Annotated in this window: 21 protein-coding genes; 12 read left to right on the top strand and 9 right to left on the bottom strand. The window is 52.9% G+C overall.

Annotation, left to right across the window (positions count from 1 at the left end; genetic code table 11):
• On the top strand, window positions 1-228 hold a 228-nt coding region (locus RTM06_RS11970), incomplete at its 5' end, for a helix-turn-helix transcriptional regulator (RefSeq protein ID WP_312182402.1).
• Window positions 229-296: 68 nt separating this feature from the next.
• Here the strand turns inward: RTM06_RS11970 and murA are convergent.
• The 7 genes from murA to mlaF form a co-directional block, all read right to left on the bottom strand.
• The gene (murA, locus tag RTM06_RS11965) at window positions 297-1,556 is read right to left on the bottom strand and encodes a UDP-N-acetylglucosamine 1-carboxyvinyltransferase (protein ID WP_312182400.1); all 1,260 of its coding nucleotides are present in this window, start codon (window positions 1,554-1,556) and stop codon (window positions 297-299) included.
• Between the two features lie 46 nt (window positions 1,557-1,602).
• The gene (gene ibaG / locus RTM06_RS11960; protein WP_008104351.1) at window positions 1,603-1,860 is read right to left on the bottom strand and encodes a BolA family iron metabolism protein IbaG; all 258 of its coding nucleotides are present in this window, start codon (window positions 1,858-1,860) and stop codon (window positions 1,603-1,605) included.
• A 114-nt stretch (window positions 1,861-1,974) separates the two neighbouring features.
• Complete coding sequence (gene mlaB / locus RTM06_RS11955; RefSeq protein WP_265300830.1) at window positions 1,975-2,280, bottom strand: lipid asymmetry maintenance protein MlaB; 306 nt, start codon at window positions 2,278-2,280, stop codon at window positions 1,975-1,977.
• A complete protein-coding gene (mlaC, locus tag RTM06_RS11950) occupies window positions 2,280-2,915 on the bottom strand; it encodes a phospholipid-binding protein MlaC (RefSeq protein WP_256698472.1) in 636 nt (211 codons plus the stop codon). Before mlaC ends, mlaB begins: the two co-directional genes overlap by 1 nt.
• 18 nt (window positions 2,916-2,933) lie before the next feature.
• Entirely contained in the window at window positions 2,934-3,470 is a 537-nt protein-coding gene (mlaD, locus tag RTM06_RS11945) for an outer membrane lipid asymmetry maintenance protein MlaD (protein WP_256698261.1), read from the bottom strand.
• A 4-nt stretch (window positions 3,471-3,474) separates the two neighbouring features.
• Window positions 3,475-4,257, bottom strand: coding sequence for a lipid asymmetry maintenance ABC transporter permease subunit MlaE (gene mlaE / locus RTM06_RS11940; protein ID WP_312182397.1), 783 nt, complete (start codon window positions 4,255-4,257; stop codon window positions 3,475-3,477).
• A 4-nt stretch (window positions 4,258-4,261) separates the two neighbouring features.
• Complete coding sequence (gene mlaF, locus RTM06_RS11935; RefSeq protein ID WP_008104360.1) at window positions 4,262-5,077, bottom strand: phospholipid ABC transporter ATP-binding protein MlaF; 816 nt, start codon at window positions 5,075-5,077, stop codon at window positions 4,262-4,264.
• Window positions 5,078-5,304: 227 nt separating this feature from the next.
• Here mlaF and RTM06_RS11930 point away from each other — a divergent pair, with 227 nt between their 5' ends.
• From RTM06_RS11930 to npr, 11 genes are all read left to right on the top strand, one after another.
• Window positions 5,305-6,288 (top strand): calcium/sodium antiporter, encoded by a 984-nt coding sequence (locus RTM06_RS11930; RefSeq protein WP_008104362.1) that lies wholly within the window; start codon window positions 5,305-5,307, stop codon window positions 6,286-6,288.
• A 13-nt stretch (window positions 6,289-6,301) separates the two neighbouring features.
• On the top strand, window positions 6,302-7,282 hold the full coding sequence (kdsD, locus tag RTM06_RS11925; RefSeq protein WP_101762279.1) for an arabinose-5-phosphate isomerase KdsD: 981 nt from the start codon (window positions 6,302-6,304) through the stop codon (window positions 7,280-7,282).
• A 13-nt stretch (window positions 7,283-7,295) separates the two neighbouring features.
• The gene (kdsC, locus tag RTM06_RS11920) at window positions 7,296-7,862 is read left to right on the top strand and encodes a 3-deoxy-manno-octulosonate-8-phosphatase KdsC (protein WP_265300829.1); all 567 of its coding nucleotides are present in this window, start codon (window positions 7,296-7,298) and stop codon (window positions 7,860-7,862) included.
• Window positions 7,859-8,431, top strand: a complete 573-nt coding sequence (lptC, locus tag RTM06_RS11915) for an LPS export ABC transporter periplasmic protein LptC (protein WP_265300828.1) — start codon at window positions 7,859-7,861, stop codon at window positions 8,429-8,431. Before kdsC ends, lptC begins: the two co-directional genes overlap by 4 nt.
• Window positions 8,406-8,960: a lipopolysaccharide ABC transporter substrate-binding protein LptA gene (gene lptA, locus RTM06_RS11910; protein ID WP_256698258.1), complete on the top strand. Its 555-nt coding sequence runs from the start codon at window positions 8,406-8,408 to the stop codon at window positions 8,958-8,960. Before lptC ends, lptA begins: the two co-directional genes overlap by 26 nt.
• Window positions 8,961-8,965: 5 nt before the next feature.
• Window positions 8,966-9,691, top strand: a complete 726-nt coding sequence (gene lptB / locus RTM06_RS11905; protein ID WP_008104371.1) for an LPS export ABC transporter ATP-binding protein — start codon at window positions 8,966-8,968, stop codon at window positions 9,689-9,691.
• Window positions 9,692-9,739: 48 nt separating this feature from the next.
• Window positions 9,740-11,179 (top strand): RNA polymerase factor sigma-54, encoded by a 1,440-nt coding sequence (gene rpoN, locus RTM06_RS11900; protein ID WP_312182393.1) that lies wholly within the window; start codon window positions 9,740-9,742, stop codon window positions 11,177-11,179.
• 21 nt (window positions 11,180-11,200) lie between these two features.
• On the top strand, window positions 11,201-11,488 hold the full coding sequence (gene hpf, locus RTM06_RS11895; protein WP_008104375.1) for a ribosome hibernation promoting factor: 288 nt from the start codon (window positions 11,201-11,203) through the stop codon (window positions 11,486-11,488).
• Between the two features lie 159 nt (window positions 11,489-11,647).
• A complete protein-coding gene (gene ptsN / locus RTM06_RS11890) occupies window positions 11,648-12,130 on the top strand; it encodes a PTS IIA-like nitrogen regulatory protein PtsN (protein ID WP_175501705.1) in 483 nt (160 codons plus the stop codon).
• 52 nt (window positions 12,131-12,182) lie between these two features.
• On the top strand, window positions 12,183-13,037 hold the full coding sequence (gene rapZ / locus RTM06_RS11885) for an RNase adapter RapZ (protein WP_008104378.1): 855 nt from the start codon (window positions 12,183-12,185) through the stop codon (window positions 13,035-13,037).
• Complete coding sequence (npr, locus tag RTM06_RS11880; protein ID WP_008104379.1) at window positions 13,034-13,306, top strand: PTS phosphocarrier protein NPr; 273 nt, start codon at window positions 13,034-13,036, stop codon at window positions 13,304-13,306. The genes rapZ and npr overlap by 4 nt, the downstream gene beginning before the upstream one ends.
• Before the next feature lie 5 nt (window positions 13,307-13,311).
• Here npr and mtgA read toward each other — a convergent pair whose 3' ends face one another.
• A complete protein-coding gene (gene mtgA, locus RTM06_RS11875; RefSeq protein WP_256698254.1) occupies window positions 13,312-14,034 on the bottom strand; it encodes a monofunctional biosynthetic peptidoglycan transglycosylase in 723 nt (240 codons plus the stop codon).
• 876 nt (window positions 14,035-14,910) lie between these two features.
• Window positions 14,911-17,265, bottom strand: a complete 2,355-nt coding sequence (gene arcB / locus RTM06_RS11870; RefSeq protein WP_312182389.1) for an aerobic respiration two-component sensor histidine kinase ArcB — start codon at window positions 17,263-17,265, stop codon at window positions 14,911-14,913.
• Window positions 17,266-18,150: the final 885 nt, after the last annotated feature.

The following is an 18,150-nucleotide window of genomic DNA, read 5'->3' as shown; positions in this document are numbered from 1 at the left end:
AAGAAAGGCACATCACTGGCAGCGCTGTCACGGGAATCAGGGCTTAGCTCGTCAACATTGGCCAATGCGCTGTCGCGCCCCTGGCCCAAAGGCGAATGGCTAATTGCCAATGCGATTAAGGTGCATCCGGCAGAGATCTGGCCGAGCCGATATTATGATCCTTTTACCGGTCTGCTGAAGGATCGCAAAAAGCGCATACGAGCGCCCAAAGATCGTGAAAAGATCTGACCATACTGCAGATGAAAAAAAACCAGCCGCGTTACCGTGACTGGTTTTTTAATGCGCAAAGGTAAAAATTATTCGCCGCTTACGCGCTCGATATTTGCCCCCATCGCTTTCAACTTGTCTTCGATGTGCTCATAGCCACGGTCGATGTGATAGATACGATCAACTAGCGTGGTGCCTTCTGCAATACAACCCGCCAGCACCAGGCTCGCTGATGCACGCAGATCGGTGGCCATCACCTGCGCACCCGACAAGGTTTCAACGCCATGACAAATCGCGGTATTGCTTTCGATTTCCGCATGCGCGCCCATACGAATCAGTTCAGGGATATGCATGAAGCGGTTTTCGAAGATGGTTTCGGTAATCACACCGGTTCCTTCTGCCACCAGGTTGAGCAGCGTGAACTGCGCCTGCATGTCAGTTGGGAAGCCTGGATGCGGCGCCGTACGGATATTCACCGCTTTTGGGCGCTTGCCGTGCATATCCAGGCTGATCCAATCTTCGCCCACTTCGATCTCTGCACCCGCCTCACGCAGTTTAGACAACACCGCATCCAGCGTATCGGGCTTAGTGTTGTTGCAAACAACTTTGCCACGTGAAATCGCTGCAGCGACCAGGAATGTACCGGTTTCGATACGATCTGGCAGAACGCGATATACGCCGCCGCCCAGACGCTCAACACCTTCGATGGTGATTTTATCTGTGCCCGCACCCGTGATTTTCGCGCCCAGCGTGTTGAGGAAGTTTGCCGTATCGACAATCTCCGGCTCACGCGCGGCATTCTCAATAATGGTGATGCCGGTAGCCAGCGTCGCCGCGCTCATGATGGTGACGGTAGCGCCAACAGACACTTTATCCATCACGATGTGCGCGCCTTTCAGGCGGCCATTCACCGAAGCTTTAACGTAGCCTTCTTCCAGCTTAATTTCCGCACCCAGCTGTTCCAGACCAGTAATGTGCAGATCAACCGGACGCGCACCGATGGCGCAACCGCCCGGCAGTGAAACCTGGCCCTGACCAAAACGCGCCACCAGCGGACCCAGCGCCCAGATCGAAGCACGCATGGTTTTCACTAAATCGTATGGCGCACTGAAAACATTAACTTCGCGAGCATCAACGTGGACCGAACCATTGCGCTCAACGCGCGCACCCAGCAGATTCAGCAGCTTCATGGTGGTATCGATATCACGCAGCTTCGGTACGTTCTGAATCTCTACCGGCTCTTCAGCCAGCAGCGCAGCAAACAGAATCGGCAACGCAGCATTCTTCGCCCCGGAAATGGTCACTTCACCACTTAAACGAGTGGGGCCTTGCACACGAAATTTGTCCATTAACACGGCTCTCAATTATCTATCAATAAAACAACCGGTGAGGCACTCAGAAACCGTTGAGTTTACGGTCGCGCGCCCACTCGGCTGGGGTATAAGTTTTGATGGAAACCGCATGAATACGATTATCCGCAATATATTCCATCAGCGGCGCGTACACAGCCTGCTGCTTCTTCACGCGGCTCAGTTCGCCGAACATTTCGCCCACTGCGATGACCTGAAAATGGCTGCCATCGTTGCTAAGTACGTGTACTTCTTCTAATGCCAGCGCCTGCATCAGCACGGCCTGAACTTCACTATTTTCCATCGCTAGTTACTTCACTTAATAATAATAAGGCTGCCATCTTAGAGGAAAGCGCCTGACTCTTAAATACGCAAAAGCCCCTGAAAAAATCAGGGGCTTAGCATCGACATCCGCAGATCAGGCGATTTTTTCCGCAGAAACAATAATCTGCTGCAGGTTATACAGCGTGATCAGTGACTGAAGTTTATCGGAGATGCCAGAGAAAAGTGGCGCGCTGCCATGGGCTCGCGCGATTTCACGCAGATGCACCAACAGCGCTAAACCCGCAGAATCCACCCTTTCCAGCCCGGCAACGTCGATGGTGGTGATATCCGCCACCGCAGTGTCACGTTCCTGCCACAAGGTCAGCAAAGTATCACGATCTAATTTGCCGCTTAAAGCCAGCGTGCTGGCAGTACGCTGCCAGCGTAACGGTTCACTCATTATTGCTTTTTATCCAGGGTGATCGGCTGTGCTGCATAGACTTTCAGCTGAGCCGTCAAGCCATCAATGCCTTTGGTGCGCAACAGGTCGCCCCACTCATTCTGTTTCGTGGTGATCATGCTGATGCCTTCGGCCACCATGTCATACGCCTGCCAGTTGCCGGTCTGGCTGTTCTTGCGCCACTGGAAATCGAGGCGCACCGGCGGACGACCATTCGGATCGATAATGGTGACGCGAATCGCCACGATATTGGCATCGCCAATCGGCTGTTCCGGCTGGATTTGGTAAGTTTGACCGTTATACAGCGCCAGCGCCTGGCCGTACGCCTGCGCCAGATAATCACCGAACGCGGCAAAATAGGCATCGCGTTGCGCCGGTGTCGCATCGCGATAATAGCGACCGAGAACTAACGCACCGGCATATTTTACCTGTACATAAGGCATCAGTTCCTGACGCACCACTTCGCGCAGATAGTTCGGATCCTGCTTAATCTTCGGCTGTTCGTTTTTCAGACGGGTGAAGGTCTTTTCCGCCGCTTCGTTCATCAGCTTGTAAGGATTAGTTTGATCCGCTGCGGCGTTGGCTGCCAGCGGTGCGATTGCCAACACGGCAATCATCAGTAAGCGTCTAAACATCATGTTTTACCTCGTTGGTTATTCCGTTGTTGCAGGTGCTGCTGGTGCGCTCTCCGCACCCTGGGATTTGTCGTTGGGTTTGTTATCGCCGCTCTTATAGAGGAATTGACCGATGAGGTCTTCCAGCACCAGTGCCGATTTGGTGTCACGCAGCGTGCCGCCATCTTTCAGCATCGAAGAGCCAAGTTCAGGATCGTCAAAACCTAAATTCAACGCCAGGAACTGCTCACCCAGCAGACCTTGGGTGCGGATGGCTAATGAGCTGGTGTCTGGAATCTTATTGGCGAATTTATCGCTGATATCCATGGTCACACGCGGAGAAAGGGTTTTCTCATCAAGCGCGATATCTGATACACGGCCAATTAACACGCCGCCAATTTTTACCGGAGAACTGACTTTGAGTCCGCCAATATTATCGAAGGTGGCATACATCTTCCACGTCGGTTCGGTGCCGATTGTTTTAAGATCGGCGACGCGAAGAGCGAGGAATAACAGCGCCAGCAGCGCAGCCAGCATGAAGACGCCAACCCAGATTTCGTTTTTCTTGCTTTGCATTGCATCAATTCCCAAACATCAGTGCTGTCAGCACAAAATCCAAACCGAGTACCGCCAGTGAAGCATGCACCACGGTACGCGTCGTCGCCCGACTGATCCCTTCCGAGGTCGGGATGGCATCATAGCCATTAAATAGCGCAATCCAGGTTACCGTAACGGCAAAGACCGCGCTTTTGATCATGCAGTTAACGACATCAGTGCGGAAATCCACCGCGTTCTGCATAGCCGACCAGAAGAAACCCGGATCGATCCCTTTCCAGCTCACCCCCACCAGCGCGCCACCGGCAATACCGACGGCGGTAAAGATCAGCGCCAGTAGCGGCATGCTGATAAAGCCGGCCCAGAAGCGCGGTGATACCACGCGACGTAATGGATCGACGGCCATCATCTCCATGCTCGAGAGCTGTTCAGTGGCTTTCATCAGCCCGATTTCTGCGGTTAACGCTGAACCTGCCCGGCCGGCAAACAGCAATGCCGTGACGACCGGACCGAGTTCACGCAGCAGCGAGAGCGCCACCAGCATGCCAAGGCTGGTTTCAGCATTGTAGGTGGTCAGCACCAGATAGCCTTGCAGACCCAGCACCATGCCAATAAACAGGCCGGACACCACAACGATCAGCAACGATAATACGCCCACGCTGTAGAGCTGTTTTACCAGCAGCGGCGCATGGCGACGAAACGCCGGCTTACCCACCAGCGCATGAAAGAGCATGAGGCCTGCGCGGCCAAAAGCGGCACAGGTATTAATTCCCTGACGTCCAAATGACGCTAGCGCCTGTAACAACATCAGTTTACGTTCTCCCTGAGCGGGTCAAGTCGCTGAGATAATCGCCAGCGGCAAAGCGAAACGGCACCGGACCATCCGCATGACCCTCGATAAACTGGCGCACACGCGGATCGGGATTTTCCCGCAGTTCCGGCGCGCTGCCCTGAGCAATAATTTTTTGTCCGGCAACAATATAGGCATGATCGGCAATGCTCAATACCTCAGGCACATCGTGTGAAACCACAATGCAGGTCAGGCCCAAAGCATGATTAAGTTCGTCAATTAATTTCACCAGCACGCCCATGGTGATCGGATCCTGGCCGACAAAAGGCTCATCGAACATGATCAGTTCCGGTTCCAGCGCGATAGCACGCGCCAGCGCCGCACGGCGCGCCATACCGCCGGAGAGTTCGGCAGGCATCAGTTTCGCAGCACCACGCAAACCCACCGCTTCCAGCTTCATCAATACGGTGCTGTGCAACAGTTCTGGTGGCAGTTGCGTATGTTCACGCAATGGCCAGGCAACGTTTTCATACACGTTGAGATCGGTAAACAGCGCGCCTGACTGAAACAGCATGCTCATTTTTTTACGCGCTTCGTACAATTTCGTGCGGGAAAGCGTCGGGATATTCTGATCGCGGAACCAAATCTCGCCTTTATCGGGCTGTAATTGCCCGCCAATCAGACGTAAAAGCGTGGTTTTACCAATTCCGGACGGCCCCATAATCGCGGTGACTTTGCCGGCGGGTACCGTTAACGAGATATCGTCAAAGATTGTACGATCTCCGCGCGTGAAACTGACGCCACGAACCTCAACCAGATTCGTTTGCTGCTGGATCATCTTTACCTCTTTATGCGGATCGGGCGCTATCAAAACGGTGGATGGTAGCCTGGTCGCCTCGAATGCACGATAGTTTTACAGAAACTTACCCACTTAGTGTGGCGAAAACGGCCTTAAAATTTACTTTTGCCTCTCAGACAGTCAAAATCAGCGCCTGTTAGTGTGTGCAGAATGTTTTTACCTGTCGGACAAGGTTCGCCGACACCTCCATCCATCAAGGATTTTTAATGTTCGTAGCCTCTGCCTTGCTGTTTATCGGATTGATTTTACTGGTTTACGGCGCCGACCGTCTGGTATTTAGCGCCGCGATCCTCTGTCGATCCTTTGGCATCCCACCACTGATCATAGGCATGACGGTGGTGAGCATTGGCACATCATTGCCGGAATTAATTGTCTCATTTTCGGCCGCGCAGCATGGACAGATGGATTTAGCGGTCGGCACCGCGCTGGGCTCGAACATCACCAACATTCTCTTGATTCTGGGTGGCGCAGCGTTGCTCCACCCATTGACAGTACACTCCAATCTGATTCGGCGCGAACTGCCATTAATGCTGCTAGTCTCACTGCTCAGCGGCATCATGCTGTTTGATAATCATCTGAGCCGTCTTGATGGCGTTGCGCTGCTACTGATCGCGCTGGGTTATCTGCTGGTGGTGATCCGCATTGCTCGCCGCGCTGAACGTGACAACAACGACACGCTCACCCGTGAGCAGCTGGCCGAACTGCCGCGCGACGAAGCTGGCAACACCGTGGCCTTTCTGTGGCTGGCAGTCGCGCTAATTATTCTGCCGATGTCAACGCGGATGGTGATCGACAACGCCACCGTCTTTGCCGACTACTTCGGTGTGAGCGAACTGGTGATGGGCCTGACGCTGATTGCCGTCGGCACCAGCTTACCCGAACTGGCTACCGTTGTGGCCGGCGCGCTGAAAGGTGAGGACGATATCGCTATCGGTAACCTGATCGGCGCCAACATTTTCAATCTGGCGATTGTGCTCGGCCTACCAGCGCTGATTCATCCCGGCAGCGTTGATGCGCATGCCTTCGCACGTGATTACTGGGTGATGCTGGCAGTGAGCGTGCTGTTCGCCCTGCTCTGCCTGCTGCGCAAACGCCGTATTGGCCGTATCGCAGGCACACTATTATTAGGTGGTTTTATCGCGTGGGTGCTGTGGCTGTGGCTCAGCCCCATGCTTATCACAAGCTATTAAGGACGGACTGACCATGTCACATCAGCAACCGGATTTCGATTTTCAGCAAGCAGGTAAAGCGGTGCTGCGCATCGAACGCGAAGGGCTGGAGCAGCTTGATCAATATATCAATGATGATTTCGATCGCGCTTGCGCGATGATCTTTGCCTGCCGAGGCAAAGTGGTGGTGATGGGCATGGGAAAATCCGGACATATCGGTAAAAAGATGGCCGCGACTTTTGCCAGCACCGGTACGCCCTCTTTCTTTGTGCATCCCGGTGAAGCCAGCCACGGCGATCTCGGCATGGTCAGCACCAATGACGTGGTGATCGCGATTTCCAATAGCGGTGAATCCGGCGAAATCCTGGCGTTGGTGCCGGTGTTAAAGCGCCAGAAGGTGCAGCTGATCTGTATTACCGGGCGTCCGGACAGCGCGATGGGCCGCGCCGCGGATGTGCATCTGTGCGTGAAAGTGCCGCAGGAAGCCTGTCCGCTCGGCCTGGCGCCGACCACCAGCACCACCGCGACCTTAGTCATGGGTGATGCGCTGGCCGTGGCGTTGCTGGAAGCGCGCGGATTTACCCAGGAAGATTTTGCGCTGTCGCATCCCGGTGGTGCGCTGGGCCGCAAACTGTTGCTGCACGTCAGCGATATCATGCACAGCGGCGATGAAATTCCGCACGTCAGCCGTGATGCGTCGATGCGTGATGCGCTGCTGGAAATTACCCGCAAGAATCTTGGTTTAACGGTGATTGTCGATGACCTGATGAAAATCGAAGGCATCTTCACTGATGGTGACTTGCGCCGCGTGTTCGATATGGGCATCGATTTCCAGAAAGCCACCATTCAGGAAGTGATGACCAGCGGCGGTATTCGCGTGCGCCCGAATATGCTCGCGGTCGATGCCCTTAATCTGATGCAAAACAAAAACATCACCGCCCTGCTGGTGGCCGATGACGATCGCCTGCTCGGTGTGGTACATATGCATGACATGCTGCGCGCTGGCGTAGTCTGAACAGGAAGAAACAATGAGTGCTGAAACAGCAATGGTCGAGACGTGCTACGGTCCGGTGAGCGCGGAAGTCATGGCGCGTGCTGCGAAGATTCGCCTGCTGATTTGTGACGTTGATGGCGTGATGTCGGATGGCGTGATTTACATGGGTAACAGCGGTGAAGAGTTGAAAGCTTTTAACGTGCGCGATGGTTATGGCGTGCGTTGCCTGCTGACCTCCGGCGTCGAAGTGGCTATTATTACCGGCCGCAAAGCAAAACTGCTGGAAGATCGCTGTAAGACGCTCGGCATTACGCATCTTTACCAGGGACAATCGGATAAGCTTTTGGCCTGGCGGGAACTCCTGGATAAACTGTCATTGACCGCCGAGCAGGTCGCCTACATTGGCGATGACCTGATCGACTGGCCGGTGATGGCGCAGGTGGGTTTGAGCGTGGCCGTTGCCGACGCCCACCCGATTTTACTGCCGCGCGCGCATTATGTGACCCGCATTGCCGGTGGCCGCGGCGCGGTACGTGAGTTGTGCGATCTGATCTTGATGGCGCAGAACCAATTTGAGGATGCCAAAGGGCAATCAATATGAGTAAGAGCAGGCGTTGGATGACGCTGATCCTGGCCTTGATCGCCTTAGTGCTGATCGGCTGGAATCTCACCAACCAGGATGACGACAGAACGCCGATGGCGACCAACGATCAAGCGCCAACCTACACCAGCGAGAAATCGAACACGGTGGTGTATAACCCAACAGGCGCGCTGGGCTATAAGCTGGTCTCCGATAAAGTCACCTACTTTGCTGCCGATGAGATAAGTTGGTTCGATAATCCGGTGATGACCACCTATGACGTAAACAAAGTCGCGACATGGTCGGTGCGCGCCGATAAGGCAAAGCTGACTAAAGATCGTATGCTTTATCTTTATGGCAACGTTGTCGTCAATACCTTGACCCAAGATTCACAGCTTGAGCGCATCCTTACCGATAACGCTCAGGTTAATTTGGTCACCCAGGATGTGACATCTGACGATCAAGTCACCCTTTTTGGCCGCAGTTTTAATTCCACTGGCATGAAAATGCGCGGCAATTTACGGACGAAACACGCTGAGCTGCTTGAAAAGGTCAAAACTTCCTATGAAATTCAAAATGAACAAAAATAGCCTTAAGTTATTGCTGGTAGGTACGCTGCTGGCAACGAGCTTGCCTGCGCTGGCATTAACCGGTGACTCAGACAAGCCGGTGAATATTGACTCCGTCAACCAGGCGCTGGACCTGCAGGGCAACGTCGCGACCTTTACCGGCAACGTGATTGTTACCCAGGGTTCCATCAAGATTACCGCCGATAAAGTGGTCGTCACCCGTCCGGGCGGCGATAGCAAGAAAACCATTGTTGATGCTTACGGCACGCCAGCGACCTTCTATCAAATGCAGGATAACGGCAAGCCGGTGCAAGGCCACGCCAGTAAACTGCATTATGAACTGGCGAACGATTTTGTTGAGCTGACCGGTAATGCCTTCATTCAACAGCAAGACAGCAACATCAAAGGCGACCGCATCACTTACCTGGTGAAAGAGCAGAAGATGCAGGCGTTCAGCCAGGGTGACAGCAAGCGCGTGACCACCGTTCTGGTTCCGTCGCAGCTGCAGGACAAAAACGGTTCGTCCGCGAGCCCTAAAAAGAGTAACTGATTGCTATGGCAACACTAATCGCTGAGAACCTGGCGAAAGCCTACAAAGGCCGCCGCGTGGTGGAAGATGTTAGCCTGCAGGTAAAATCCGGCGAGATTGTCGGCCTGCTGGGCCCAAACGGTGCCGGTAAAACCACCACTTTTTACATGGTGGTCGGAATTGTGCCACGCGATGCGGGCCGCATTGTGATTGATGATGAAGACATCAGCATCCTGCCGCTGCATGCGCGTGCCCGTCGCGGTATCGGCTATCTGCCGCAGGAAGCCTCGATCTTCCGCCGCCTGAGCGTGTACGATAACCTGATGGCGGTGCTGCAGATCCGTGATGATCTGACAGAAGAGCAGCGTCAGGATCGTGCCAACGAGCTGATGGAAGAGTTCCATATCGGCCATCTGCGCGACAGCATGGGCCAGGCGCTGTCGGGTGGTGAACGCCGTCGTGTGGAAATTGCCCGCGCGCTGGCCGCTAATCCGAAATTCATCCTGCTGGATGAGCCTTTTGCCGGTGTTGACCCGATTTCGGTTATCGACATCAAGAAAATCATCGAGCATCTGCGTGACAGCGGCCTTGGCGTGCTGATTACCGACCACAACGTGCGTGAAACCCTCGCGGTGTGTGAACGCGCGTATATCGTTAGCCAGGGTCATTTAATCGCCCATGGCACGCCTGATGAAATTCTTGTAGATGAGCAGGTTAAGCGTGTTTATTTGGGCGAAGAGTTCAGACTCTGATAAGGTGTCGTAACACCCTACGTTTGCTTAGGAAATTCTAACCGAATTATGAAGCAAGGTTTGCAACTCAGGCTCAGCCAACAGCTGGCGATGACTCCACAGTTGCAGCAAGCCATTCGCTTGCTGCAACTCTCTACGCTTGAACTCCAGCAAGAACTCCAACTGGCGCTGGAAAGCAATCCGCTGCTTGAACAAACCGATCTGCACGAAGAAATCGACGCGCGAGAATTTCAGGAACAAGAGAGTGATTCATTAGACACACGTGAAGCACTTGAACAGAAAGACATGCCTGAAGATCTCCCGCTCGACGCCACCTGGGACGAAATCTACACGGCGGGCACGCCGTCAGGCACCGGCACCGATTACCAGGATGACGAACTGCCAATCTATCAGGGCGAAACCACGCAATCGCTGCAGGATTATCTGATGTGGCAAGTTGAGTTAACGCCGTTCACTGATACCGATCGCGCCATCGCCACATCCATTGTTGATGCCATTGACGACACCGGCTATCTCACCGTCAACTTACAAGATATTTATGACAGTATTGGCGATGAAGAGCTGACGCTGGAAGAAGTTGAAGCCGTGCTCAAGCGCGTGCAGCGTTTCGATCCAGTCGGCGTTGGTGCCCGTGATTTGCGTGATTGCCTGTTAGTCCAGCTGTCGCAATATGATGCCGCCACGCCCATGCTGGCGGAAGCGCACCTGATTGTGAGCGAACATCTTGATCTGCTGGCCAACCATGATTTCCGCAGCCTGATGCGCGTAACCCGTCTGAAGGAAGAGGTGCTGAAGGAGGCGATGTTGCTGATTCAGTCACTGGATCCGCGCCCTGGCCAGTCAATCAATACCAGCGAACCGGAATATGTCATTCCCGATGTGCTGGTGCGTAAAATCAGCAAGCGCTGGACAGTTGAACTCAATTCCGACAGCATGCCGCGCCTGAAAATCAATCAGCAGTATGCTGCGATGGGCGGAGCTGGCCGTAATGAAAGCGATAATCAGTATATTCGTAGCAACTTACAGGAAGCCAAGTGGCTGATTAAGAGCCTGGAGAGCCGTAACGACACGCTGCTGAAAGTGACACGCTGTATCGTTGAACAGCAGCAGGCATTTTTTGAGCAGGGTGAGGAGTACATGCGTCCAATGGTGCTGGCAGATATCGCTCAGGCTGTTGATATGCACGAATCCACTATTTCCCGCGTGACCACGCAAAAGTATTTACACAGCCCGCGTGGCATCTTTGAACTGAAGTATTTTTTCTCCAGTCACGTCAACACCGAAGGCGGCGGCGAAGCCTCGTCCACGGCGATTCGTGCATTAGTGAAAAAATTAATCTCGGCGGAAAACCCCGCAAAACCCTTGAGCGACAGCAAACTGACCTCCATGTTATCCGAACAGGGCATCATGGTAGCGCGACGTACGGTTGCTAAATATCGCGAGTCTTTATCTATACCGCCATCAAACCAGCGTAAACAGCTGGTTTGACCGAACGAAGAAGGAAGACCTATGCAGCTAAACCTTACCGGACTTAATGTTGAGATTACCGAACCTCTACGTGAATTTGTAAATACCAAATTTGCCAAACTGGAACACTATTTTGATCGTATCAATCAGGTTTATATTGTTCTGAAGGTTGAGAAGGTGACGCAGATTGCGGATGCAACACTGCACGTCAACGGCGGGGAGCTGCACGCCACATCGGAAGCGGAAGACATGTACGCGGCCATCGACGGGTTAATCGACAAGCTTTCCCGTCAGCTGACCAAACACAAAGACAAACTGAAAAAACACTAACCTTCACGCTTGCAGAGTGCTGACTGATTCGGCACTTAGAGCTTAATGGGGCGGATATTACCGCCCCGTTTTGTCATCTGCGCAAGCGCCAGCGGGCGAACGGCAATGAAATCAATCGCCTGAACCTCGCGGCTATGTGAACTCGCAAGTGAAACGATGATGAACAACGATCTAACACTGGAATTGAGCTCGGTCCTTTCACTGGACTGTACCCGTAGCGGCGTACACTGCCAGAGTAAAAAACGCGCGCTGGAAATTATCAGCGAGCTGGCAGCGAAGCAGCTCAATCTGCCGCACCAGACGCTTTTCGAAGCCATCCTGACCCGCGAACGTATGGGCAGTACCGGTATTGGCAACGGCATTGCCATTCCACATGGCAAGCTGGAGGAGGACACATTACGCGCTGTCGGCGTGTTTATCAGCCTCGATCAGCCTATCGCTTTTGATGCGGTAGACAATCAGCCGGTTGACCTGCTGTTTGCCCTGCTGGTACCTGCAGACCAGTGTAAAACCCACTTGCACACGCTTTCGCTGGTTGCCAAACGTCTGGCGGATAAAACCGTCTGTCGTCGTTTGCGTGCGGCACAGAGCGACGAAGAGCTCTACGCCATTATCACAGAAGCTCAGGAAGCACACTCTTAAGCGAGAAACACTTTTACCGGCCTGTTCGCCGGTTTAAAACGGGAGAAATGTGATGGTGCTGATGATCGTTAGCGGTCGGTCAGGCTCAGGAAAATCAGTCGCGCTGCGTGCCCTTGAAGATATGGGCTTTTACTGTGTCGACAACTTGCCGGTGGTTTTGCTGCCGGAGCTGGCGAATACCTTAACCGAACGCAATATCTCTGCGGCGGTCAGCATTGACGTGCGCAACATGCCGGAATCACCGGAAGTCTTTGAAGCCGCGCTCAACAATCTGCCGGATACCTTCTCGCCGCAACTGCTGTTTCTCGATACCGATCGCAACACGCTGATTCGCCGCTACAGCGATACGCGCCGCCTGCATCCGCTCTCCAGCAAAAATCTGTCGCTGGAGAGTGCTATCGATGAAGAGAACGATCTGCTGGAGCCGCTGCGCTCACGCGCCGATCTGATTATCGATACCTCCGAGATGTCGGTTCATGAATTAGCGGAGATGCTGCGCACGCGCCTGCTGGGCAAGCGCGAGCGTGAACTCACCATGGTGTTTGAGTCATTCGGCTTCAAACACGGCATTCCAATCGACGCCGATTATGTCTTCGATGTGCGCTTCCTGCCGAACCCGCATTGGGATCCCAAACTGCGTCCGATGACCGGCCTGGATCGTCCGGTTGCCGCCTTCCTCGATCGCCACACCGAAGTGCATAACTTTATCTATCAAACGCGCAGCTACCTGGAACTGTGGCTGCCGATGCTGGAAACCAACAACCGCAGCTATCTCACCGTCGCCATCGGCTGTACTGGCGGGAAGCACCGCTCAGTGTATATCGCTGAACAATTGGCGGATTATTTCCGTTCACGCGGTAAAAACGTGCAATCTCGTCATCGCACTCTGGAAAAACGTAAATCATGACCGTGAAGCAAACCGTTGAGATTCGTAACAAGCTGGGCATGCACGCGCGCCCGGCAATGAAGCTGTTCGAGCTGGTGCAGAGTTTTGATGCTGAAGTGTTGCTGCGTAACGAATCGGGCACCGAAGCCGAAGCCAGCAGCGTGATTGCGCTGCTGATGCTCGACTCAGCGAAAGGCGGCCATATTGAGATTGAAGCCAGCGGCCCGCAGGAAGAGCAGGCGCTGGCAGCGGTTATAGAACTGTTTGAAGCGGGCTTTGACGAAGATTAAACCTATCAATGCAGCTTGTATCGGTTGAGGAAACCTTCGCCGCCCAACTGGCGCATCTGCCGCATAATCCACTGCTGGCGCTGCCGCGTGTAGCCTGAAGGCGCATCAGCGCGGAAACGGATCGGATTGGGCAGAACCGCTGCCAGTAATGCCGCTTCAGACATCGTCAGACGGCTGGCGGGTTTGTGGAAATAGCGCTGTGAAGCCTCTTCCACGCCAAACACGCCGTCGCCAAATTCTGCGATATTGAGATAAACCGTCAGGATACGCCTCTTAGTCCACACGGTTTCGATTCCCACCGTTAATCCTGCTTCCAGCCCTTTACGCAACCAGCTGCGACCATCCCACAGCAACAGGTTTTTCGCCGTCTGCTGCGAAAGGGTTGAAGCGCCGCGCATGCGTTCATTGCCATCGTTATCCAGCACTGACTGGATAGCATCAACATCAAAGCCCCAATGCTCAGGGAACTTTTGATCTTCAGAGGCGATAACCGCTAATGCCATCCATGGCGAGATCTCGTCCATACCGACCCAATCCGAGTGCGCGACATAATCAAAACGCCCGGTAAACCAGGCGCCGATTTGCCGTTCCACCATCACCGCCGAGAACGGTACCGGTAAAAATGCAAACAGCAAAATGCCCGCTAACCAGATGCCAAGCCAGGCCAGCAGCACTTTAGCAATCAGCACTTTAATACGTTTTCCCAGTGTCCCTTTACTCTTGCTCATGCAATTTTCTCTTACCTGTTCCCTGTATTAATCAATCACCCAAGTCACAATAGCGAATACCAACGATTAACCACTAAATTTTACCCTCAGACAGGTAAAGACGTCTGGAAAATTGTTGCCATTGTAATCAGTGTTCCTCTATTAGAGCCAATCACATCAAGCACTTCCGCCAAAAAGGAATCGGTTCCATAACGATAAATAGATCAAATGCTGCATGCTTGAACACTTAACTGAATGTGATATCGCTCACGCAAATTCTTTCATGATACTTAACTATCAATTTTACTGTTGTTCGAACATGTTCATTGATAACAGAGACCATTCTGAAAAATGCCACCAAATCTGTACGATCCCGCGTACATTCGACCTCACGGATGGTAAAGCGATTTACCGCACGTTTGGTTTACATTATTCAATAAGCTATAAACTGGAACTTTCCGTTTAAGGTTTCCAAAACGTTTTGGATAAGCCGTCGAAAAATCTGTTTTTATCTATAAACATCAGAGTGTTAATCTCACTTAACCTCAATTTTTTGTCAGAATCAGATTTTCCATGCTTCCACCCGGATTTTCCTGTGGCTCACTGAAGCAAAACCAGGCTAAAAGCAGAACATTTGGTCAAAAAAGGTGCAATATGGCAAAGAAATTAATTCCTTGCTTGACTGTGTCAGCAAATTAATGTTTTCTGTATTTAATCGCTGCTCAACATCACACAATTTAATGAATCTTGTCGCAAGCATTGGCGAATTTGTTAAGGTGATTTTGAAGCGTTAACCAATACCGAACTGTTGCTTTCTTATTCGATTTCTAATAATAGCAACAGTACCCATTTCCCTGGTGTTGGCGCAGTATTCGCGCACCCCAGTCTCGACTGGGGTCATTTTTTTCTAACGTCCTGTAATTTTTCCCGCTCAGCGACCCATTCGCGTAAAACGTTCACGTCTTTGAGCCATTCCTGTTTTAATTCGTCGACCCACTCTTGCACATTGTCCCACCACGCTGGCAATTCCGGGGATTGAATCTGTTTCGCTAGCTGCTGCAAATGCAGTAAGCCAACCGAACCTGCTGCACCTTTGATCTTGTGTCCTTCTTCAGCAATGCCTTTTTGGTCGCGCGCCATCATGTTGGAATCCAGCACGTCGAGATAACCCGGCATCATCTGCTCAAACATAGTGAGGCTTTGGGTAATCAATCCTGGGCCAACCAGCTCAATGTATTGCTCCAGCATCGTCACATCTAACAGCGTACGCGACTGTGCGTCTGATGAATCGACGGCAATCTCTTCCTGTTCCGGCTGATAATCCCAGAACTTCTTGATCACCGCCGTCAGCGCTGGCACGGCAAGCGGTTTGCTCAACACATCATCCATGCCGGCATCGAGATACTCTTTTTTGTCTTTCAGGACGTTGGCGGTCAATGCCACCAGCGGCGGCAGCGCCACATCTGCATAACGCTGATGGATGGCACGCGACACGTCGAGGCCGGTCATATCCGGTAGCTGAATATCGAGCAGCACCAGATCGAACTCATGCGGATCAAACATCGCCAGCGCATCCGTTCCGGTCATCGCGACGTCGACGCTGCAGCCCAGCTTCTCCAGTACCGAACGCGCTACAATGACGTTGAGCTCGATATCTTCCACCAACAACACGTGCAGCGCTGGCAATGGCATGCTGTCATCCAGATTGTCGTCTTCCACTTCCTCAGCGACGCGTGGCGCGTTGATCTCGACGGTAAAGCAGGAACCCTGCCCCGCGACGCTACTGACGCTGATATCGCCGCCCATCGCTTGTGCCAGACGACGCGAGACCGCCAAACCGATGCCGGTGCCCGTCGCCGGTTTGCCGCCGTGCTGATCTTTCACCTGGTAATACATCGCGAAGATCTTGTCCTGCTCCTCCTGCGGAATGCCCATACCGGAATCCTGCACTTCAAAGTGCAGCGTTTCATCCTGACGATAGGCGACGCGCACCACAATCTCGCCCTGCTGGGTAAATTTCACGGCGTTGCCAATCAGGTTCCACAGAATCTGACGCAAGCGCGTACCATCCGCCGAGATTTTATGCGGCAGCGGCAGCTCTGGCGCCATGACAAACTTCAGCCCTTTTGGCTGCGCCAGCAGACCGGAGAGGTTTTCCAGATCGGCGAGAAAGCCGGTGAAATCCAGCGGCTGATTATCCAGCTGCACTTTGCGGCGCTCGATTTTGTCCACTTCGATCACATCATTGAAGATGTTGCCCAGCGTGATGGCTGAAACGTGAATGGTTTTGAGGTACTTGAGTTGCTCCTGATTGAGGTCGGTATCCAGCAGGATGCGACTCAGCCCAACGATGCCATTCAGCGGCGTACGCAGCTCGTGGCTGATAGTTGAAATAAAGGTGGTCTTCTCACGGCTGGCGTTCTCCAGCGCGTCCTGATAGCGCTTACGCTCGGTAATATCGCGGCCAAAGCCCATCAGGCCACTGCGTTTACCCACGCGATCGTAATAGGGCACTTTGCGGATTTCGAAACAGGCTTTGCGCCCATCGGGATATTGCAGCCACTGTTCGTACGTCAGCGATACATTGTGGCGGAACACCTTCTCATCGGTTTCCAGCACTTTAGTGGCGGCTTCGTCATCGTAGATATCGCGCGGAGTCAGGCCAATCAGCTGCTTTTCGCTCATGCCGGTTAGCAGTTCCATGGCGCGGTTACAGCCGGAGAACTGCTTATCAATGTTGCGGTAGAACACCAAATCCGGTGATGCATCCAGGAAAGAGCGCAGGAAGGAGGATTGCTGTTCCAGCTCGATTTGCGCCTGCTCGCGTCGTGCCATCTCTTCGCGCAGCTTATCCATCACCTGCTCACGCGCCTGCTCAGCTTTAATACGATCGTTAATTTCCTGATTAAGCTGGGTGATGGTCTCCTTCATCTGCTGATTAAGCTCAAGATCGCGCGTACGCATCTCTTCCAGCTTATCCACCAGTTTTGACAGGCGTTGGCGCGACTCTTCCAGCTGATCGACCACCACCGAGAGGAAATAGACTGCCCAGGGCGTAATCAACAGACCGAAGAAGATGGAGCGGACAACGTCGATGCTTTCCACATGTCCGCGCAACACCATGGTGACGGCCATCTGCACCACCATCGCCAGTACGACCAGCGCCGAGGCTAACAGCAGCGAAAAGCGTACCAGGCCGAGTTTGACCATCAAATCAACGTAGTACTGCGCTAAAAGACGAATCTGTTTCATTACGAGCTCCCTGAACGAAATCTGGCTCATGATAGCGTAATTATCGCTGCGCTGCCCCGCTTCACCCGCCCATATCGCGCGGGTTATGCCCTGTAATGGTGCATCGTAGCGTGATTTCGCCGACGTTCCCTTCTATATGCGCAAAGCGCTTGACTAATTCTGCCAACTGAATAATCTGGAGGGCCGCGCTTTTGCGGGCCTTATCTCAACATCCTGTGCTAATCAGCACCCTGGCAGCCATTTGCCCTGATGGTTGCACCTCTTTATTGCATACCCATTCAACTTAAGTGATTTATTAAGCACGCCGCGCGTGATTAATTTTACTAATGGCAGCCCCATTTTGATTCAAATATGACGCCATAAGAAAAACAGATACATGCTGTGTATCAACTGCCCCCAACAGAATTAAATGCTGTTGTAACCCTTCCTGCCAGCATTGTTTGGATATTAGAGGGCTGGGTCACAGTGAGACGGCTCACACTTCCTGAGGGAATGCGTAGCGGGAGATTGACATAAATTTACGCAATAAAACCTTAATAATCATTTAATTAAGCGATAAGAAAGCGGATTACCCGCAACAAAGCTGGCTATTTGACCTGAGTTCGCTTTCCCGATAAGTTGGAATTCCACTGGAAGCTTTCCTGGTGGGCCTGTGTCTCGGCATATCTATGCAGCAAGAAGCCTCCCTCTGGATGCAAGCTATCTCCCGAAAGAGACCGGAATAAAAAGAGCAGCTCATTAAGGACGTGACAACAGTGTCTTAAGAGCCCTTGCTCGGTGCTGCGACGCCCGCTCTTTACTGAGCGGCACAAGAATTGATACCGCCGCGCTGACTTAAATTGTCACGCTGCGGTACGCGAAATAATGCAGGTAATGTCAAAAGAA

It is taken from the genome of Pantoea sp. CTOTU46764, assembly GCF_031974595.1.
GTDB classification, from domain to species: Bacteria; Pseudomonadota; Gammaproteobacteria; order Enterobacterales; family Enterobacteriaceae; genus Pantoea; species Pantoea trifolii.
The sequence above is the reverse complement of the archived record's forward strand: the minus strand, read 5'-3'. Positions and strand labels throughout refer to the sequence as shown.

Bases quoted from the DNA above. Each gene is read 5' to 3' on its own strand.
- murA (WP_312182400.1), bottom strand. From the start codon at position 1,556: ATGGACAAATTTCGTGTGCAAGGCCCCACTCGTTTAAGTGGTGAAGTG.
- ibaG (WP_008104351.1), bottom strand. From the start codon at position 1,860: ATGGAAAATAGTGAAGTTCAGGCCGTGCTGATGCAGGCGCTGGCATTA.
- mlaB (WP_265300830.1), bottom strand. From the start codon at position 2,280: ATGAGTGAACCGTTACGCTGGCAGCGTACTGCCAGCACGCTGGCTTTA.
- mlaC (WP_256698472.1), bottom strand. From the start codon at position 2,915: ATGTTTAGACGCTTACTGATGATTGCCGTGTTGGCAATCGCACCGCTG.
- mlaD (WP_256698261.1), bottom strand. From the start codon at position 3,470: ATGCAAAGCAAGAAAAACGAAATCTGGGTTGGCGTCTTCATGCTGGCT.
- mlaE (WP_312182397.1), bottom strand. From the start codon at position 4,257: ATGTTGTTACAGGCGCTAGCGTCATTTGGACGTCAGGGAATTAATACC.
- mlaF (WP_008104360.1), bottom strand. From the start codon at position 5,077: ATGATCCAGCAGCAAACGAATCTGGTTGAGGTTCGTGGCGTCAGTTTC.
- RTM06_RS11930 (WP_008104362.1), top strand. From the start codon at position 5,305: ATGTTCGTAGCCTCTGCCTTGCTGTTTATCGGATTGATTTTACTGGTT.
- kdsD (WP_101762279.1), top strand. From the start codon at position 6,302: ATGTCACATCAGCAACCGGATTTCGATTTTCAGCAAGCAGGTAAAGCG.
- kdsC (WP_265300829.1), top strand. From the start codon at position 7,296: ATGAGTGCTGAAACAGCAATGGTCGAGACGTGCTACGGTCCGGTGAGC.
- lptC (WP_265300828.1), top strand. From the start codon at position 7,859: ATGAGTAAGAGCAGGCGTTGGATGACGCTGATCCTGGCCTTGATCGCC.
- lptA (WP_256698258.1), top strand. From the start codon at position 8,406: ATGAAATTCAAAATGAACAAAAATAGCCTTAAGTTATTGCTGGTAGGT.
- lptB (WP_008104371.1), top strand. From the start codon at position 8,966: ATGGCAACACTAATCGCTGAGAACCTGGCGAAAGCCTACAAAGGCCGC.
- rpoN (WP_312182393.1), top strand. From the start codon at position 9,740: ATGAAGCAAGGTTTGCAACTCAGGCTCAGCCAACAGCTGGCGATGACT.
- hpf (WP_008104375.1), top strand. From the start codon at position 11,201: ATGCAGCTAAACCTTACCGGACTTAATGTTGAGATTACCGAACCTCTA.
- ptsN (WP_175501705.1), top strand. From the start codon at position 11,648: ATGAACAACGATCTAACACTGGAATTGAGCTCGGTCCTTTCACTGGAC.
- rapZ (WP_008104378.1), top strand. From the start codon at position 12,183: ATGGTGCTGATGATCGTTAGCGGTCGGTCAGGCTCAGGAAAATCAGTC.
- npr (WP_008104379.1), top strand. From the start codon at position 13,034: ATGACCGTGAAGCAAACCGTTGAGATTCGTAACAAGCTGGGCATGCAC.
- mtgA (WP_256698254.1), bottom strand. From the start codon at position 14,034: ATGAGCAAGAGTAAAGGGACACTGGGAAAACGTATTAAAGTGCTGATT.
- arcB (WP_312182389.1), bottom strand. From the start codon at position 17,265: ATGAAACAGATTCGTCTTTTAGCGCAGTACTACGTTGATTTGATGGTC.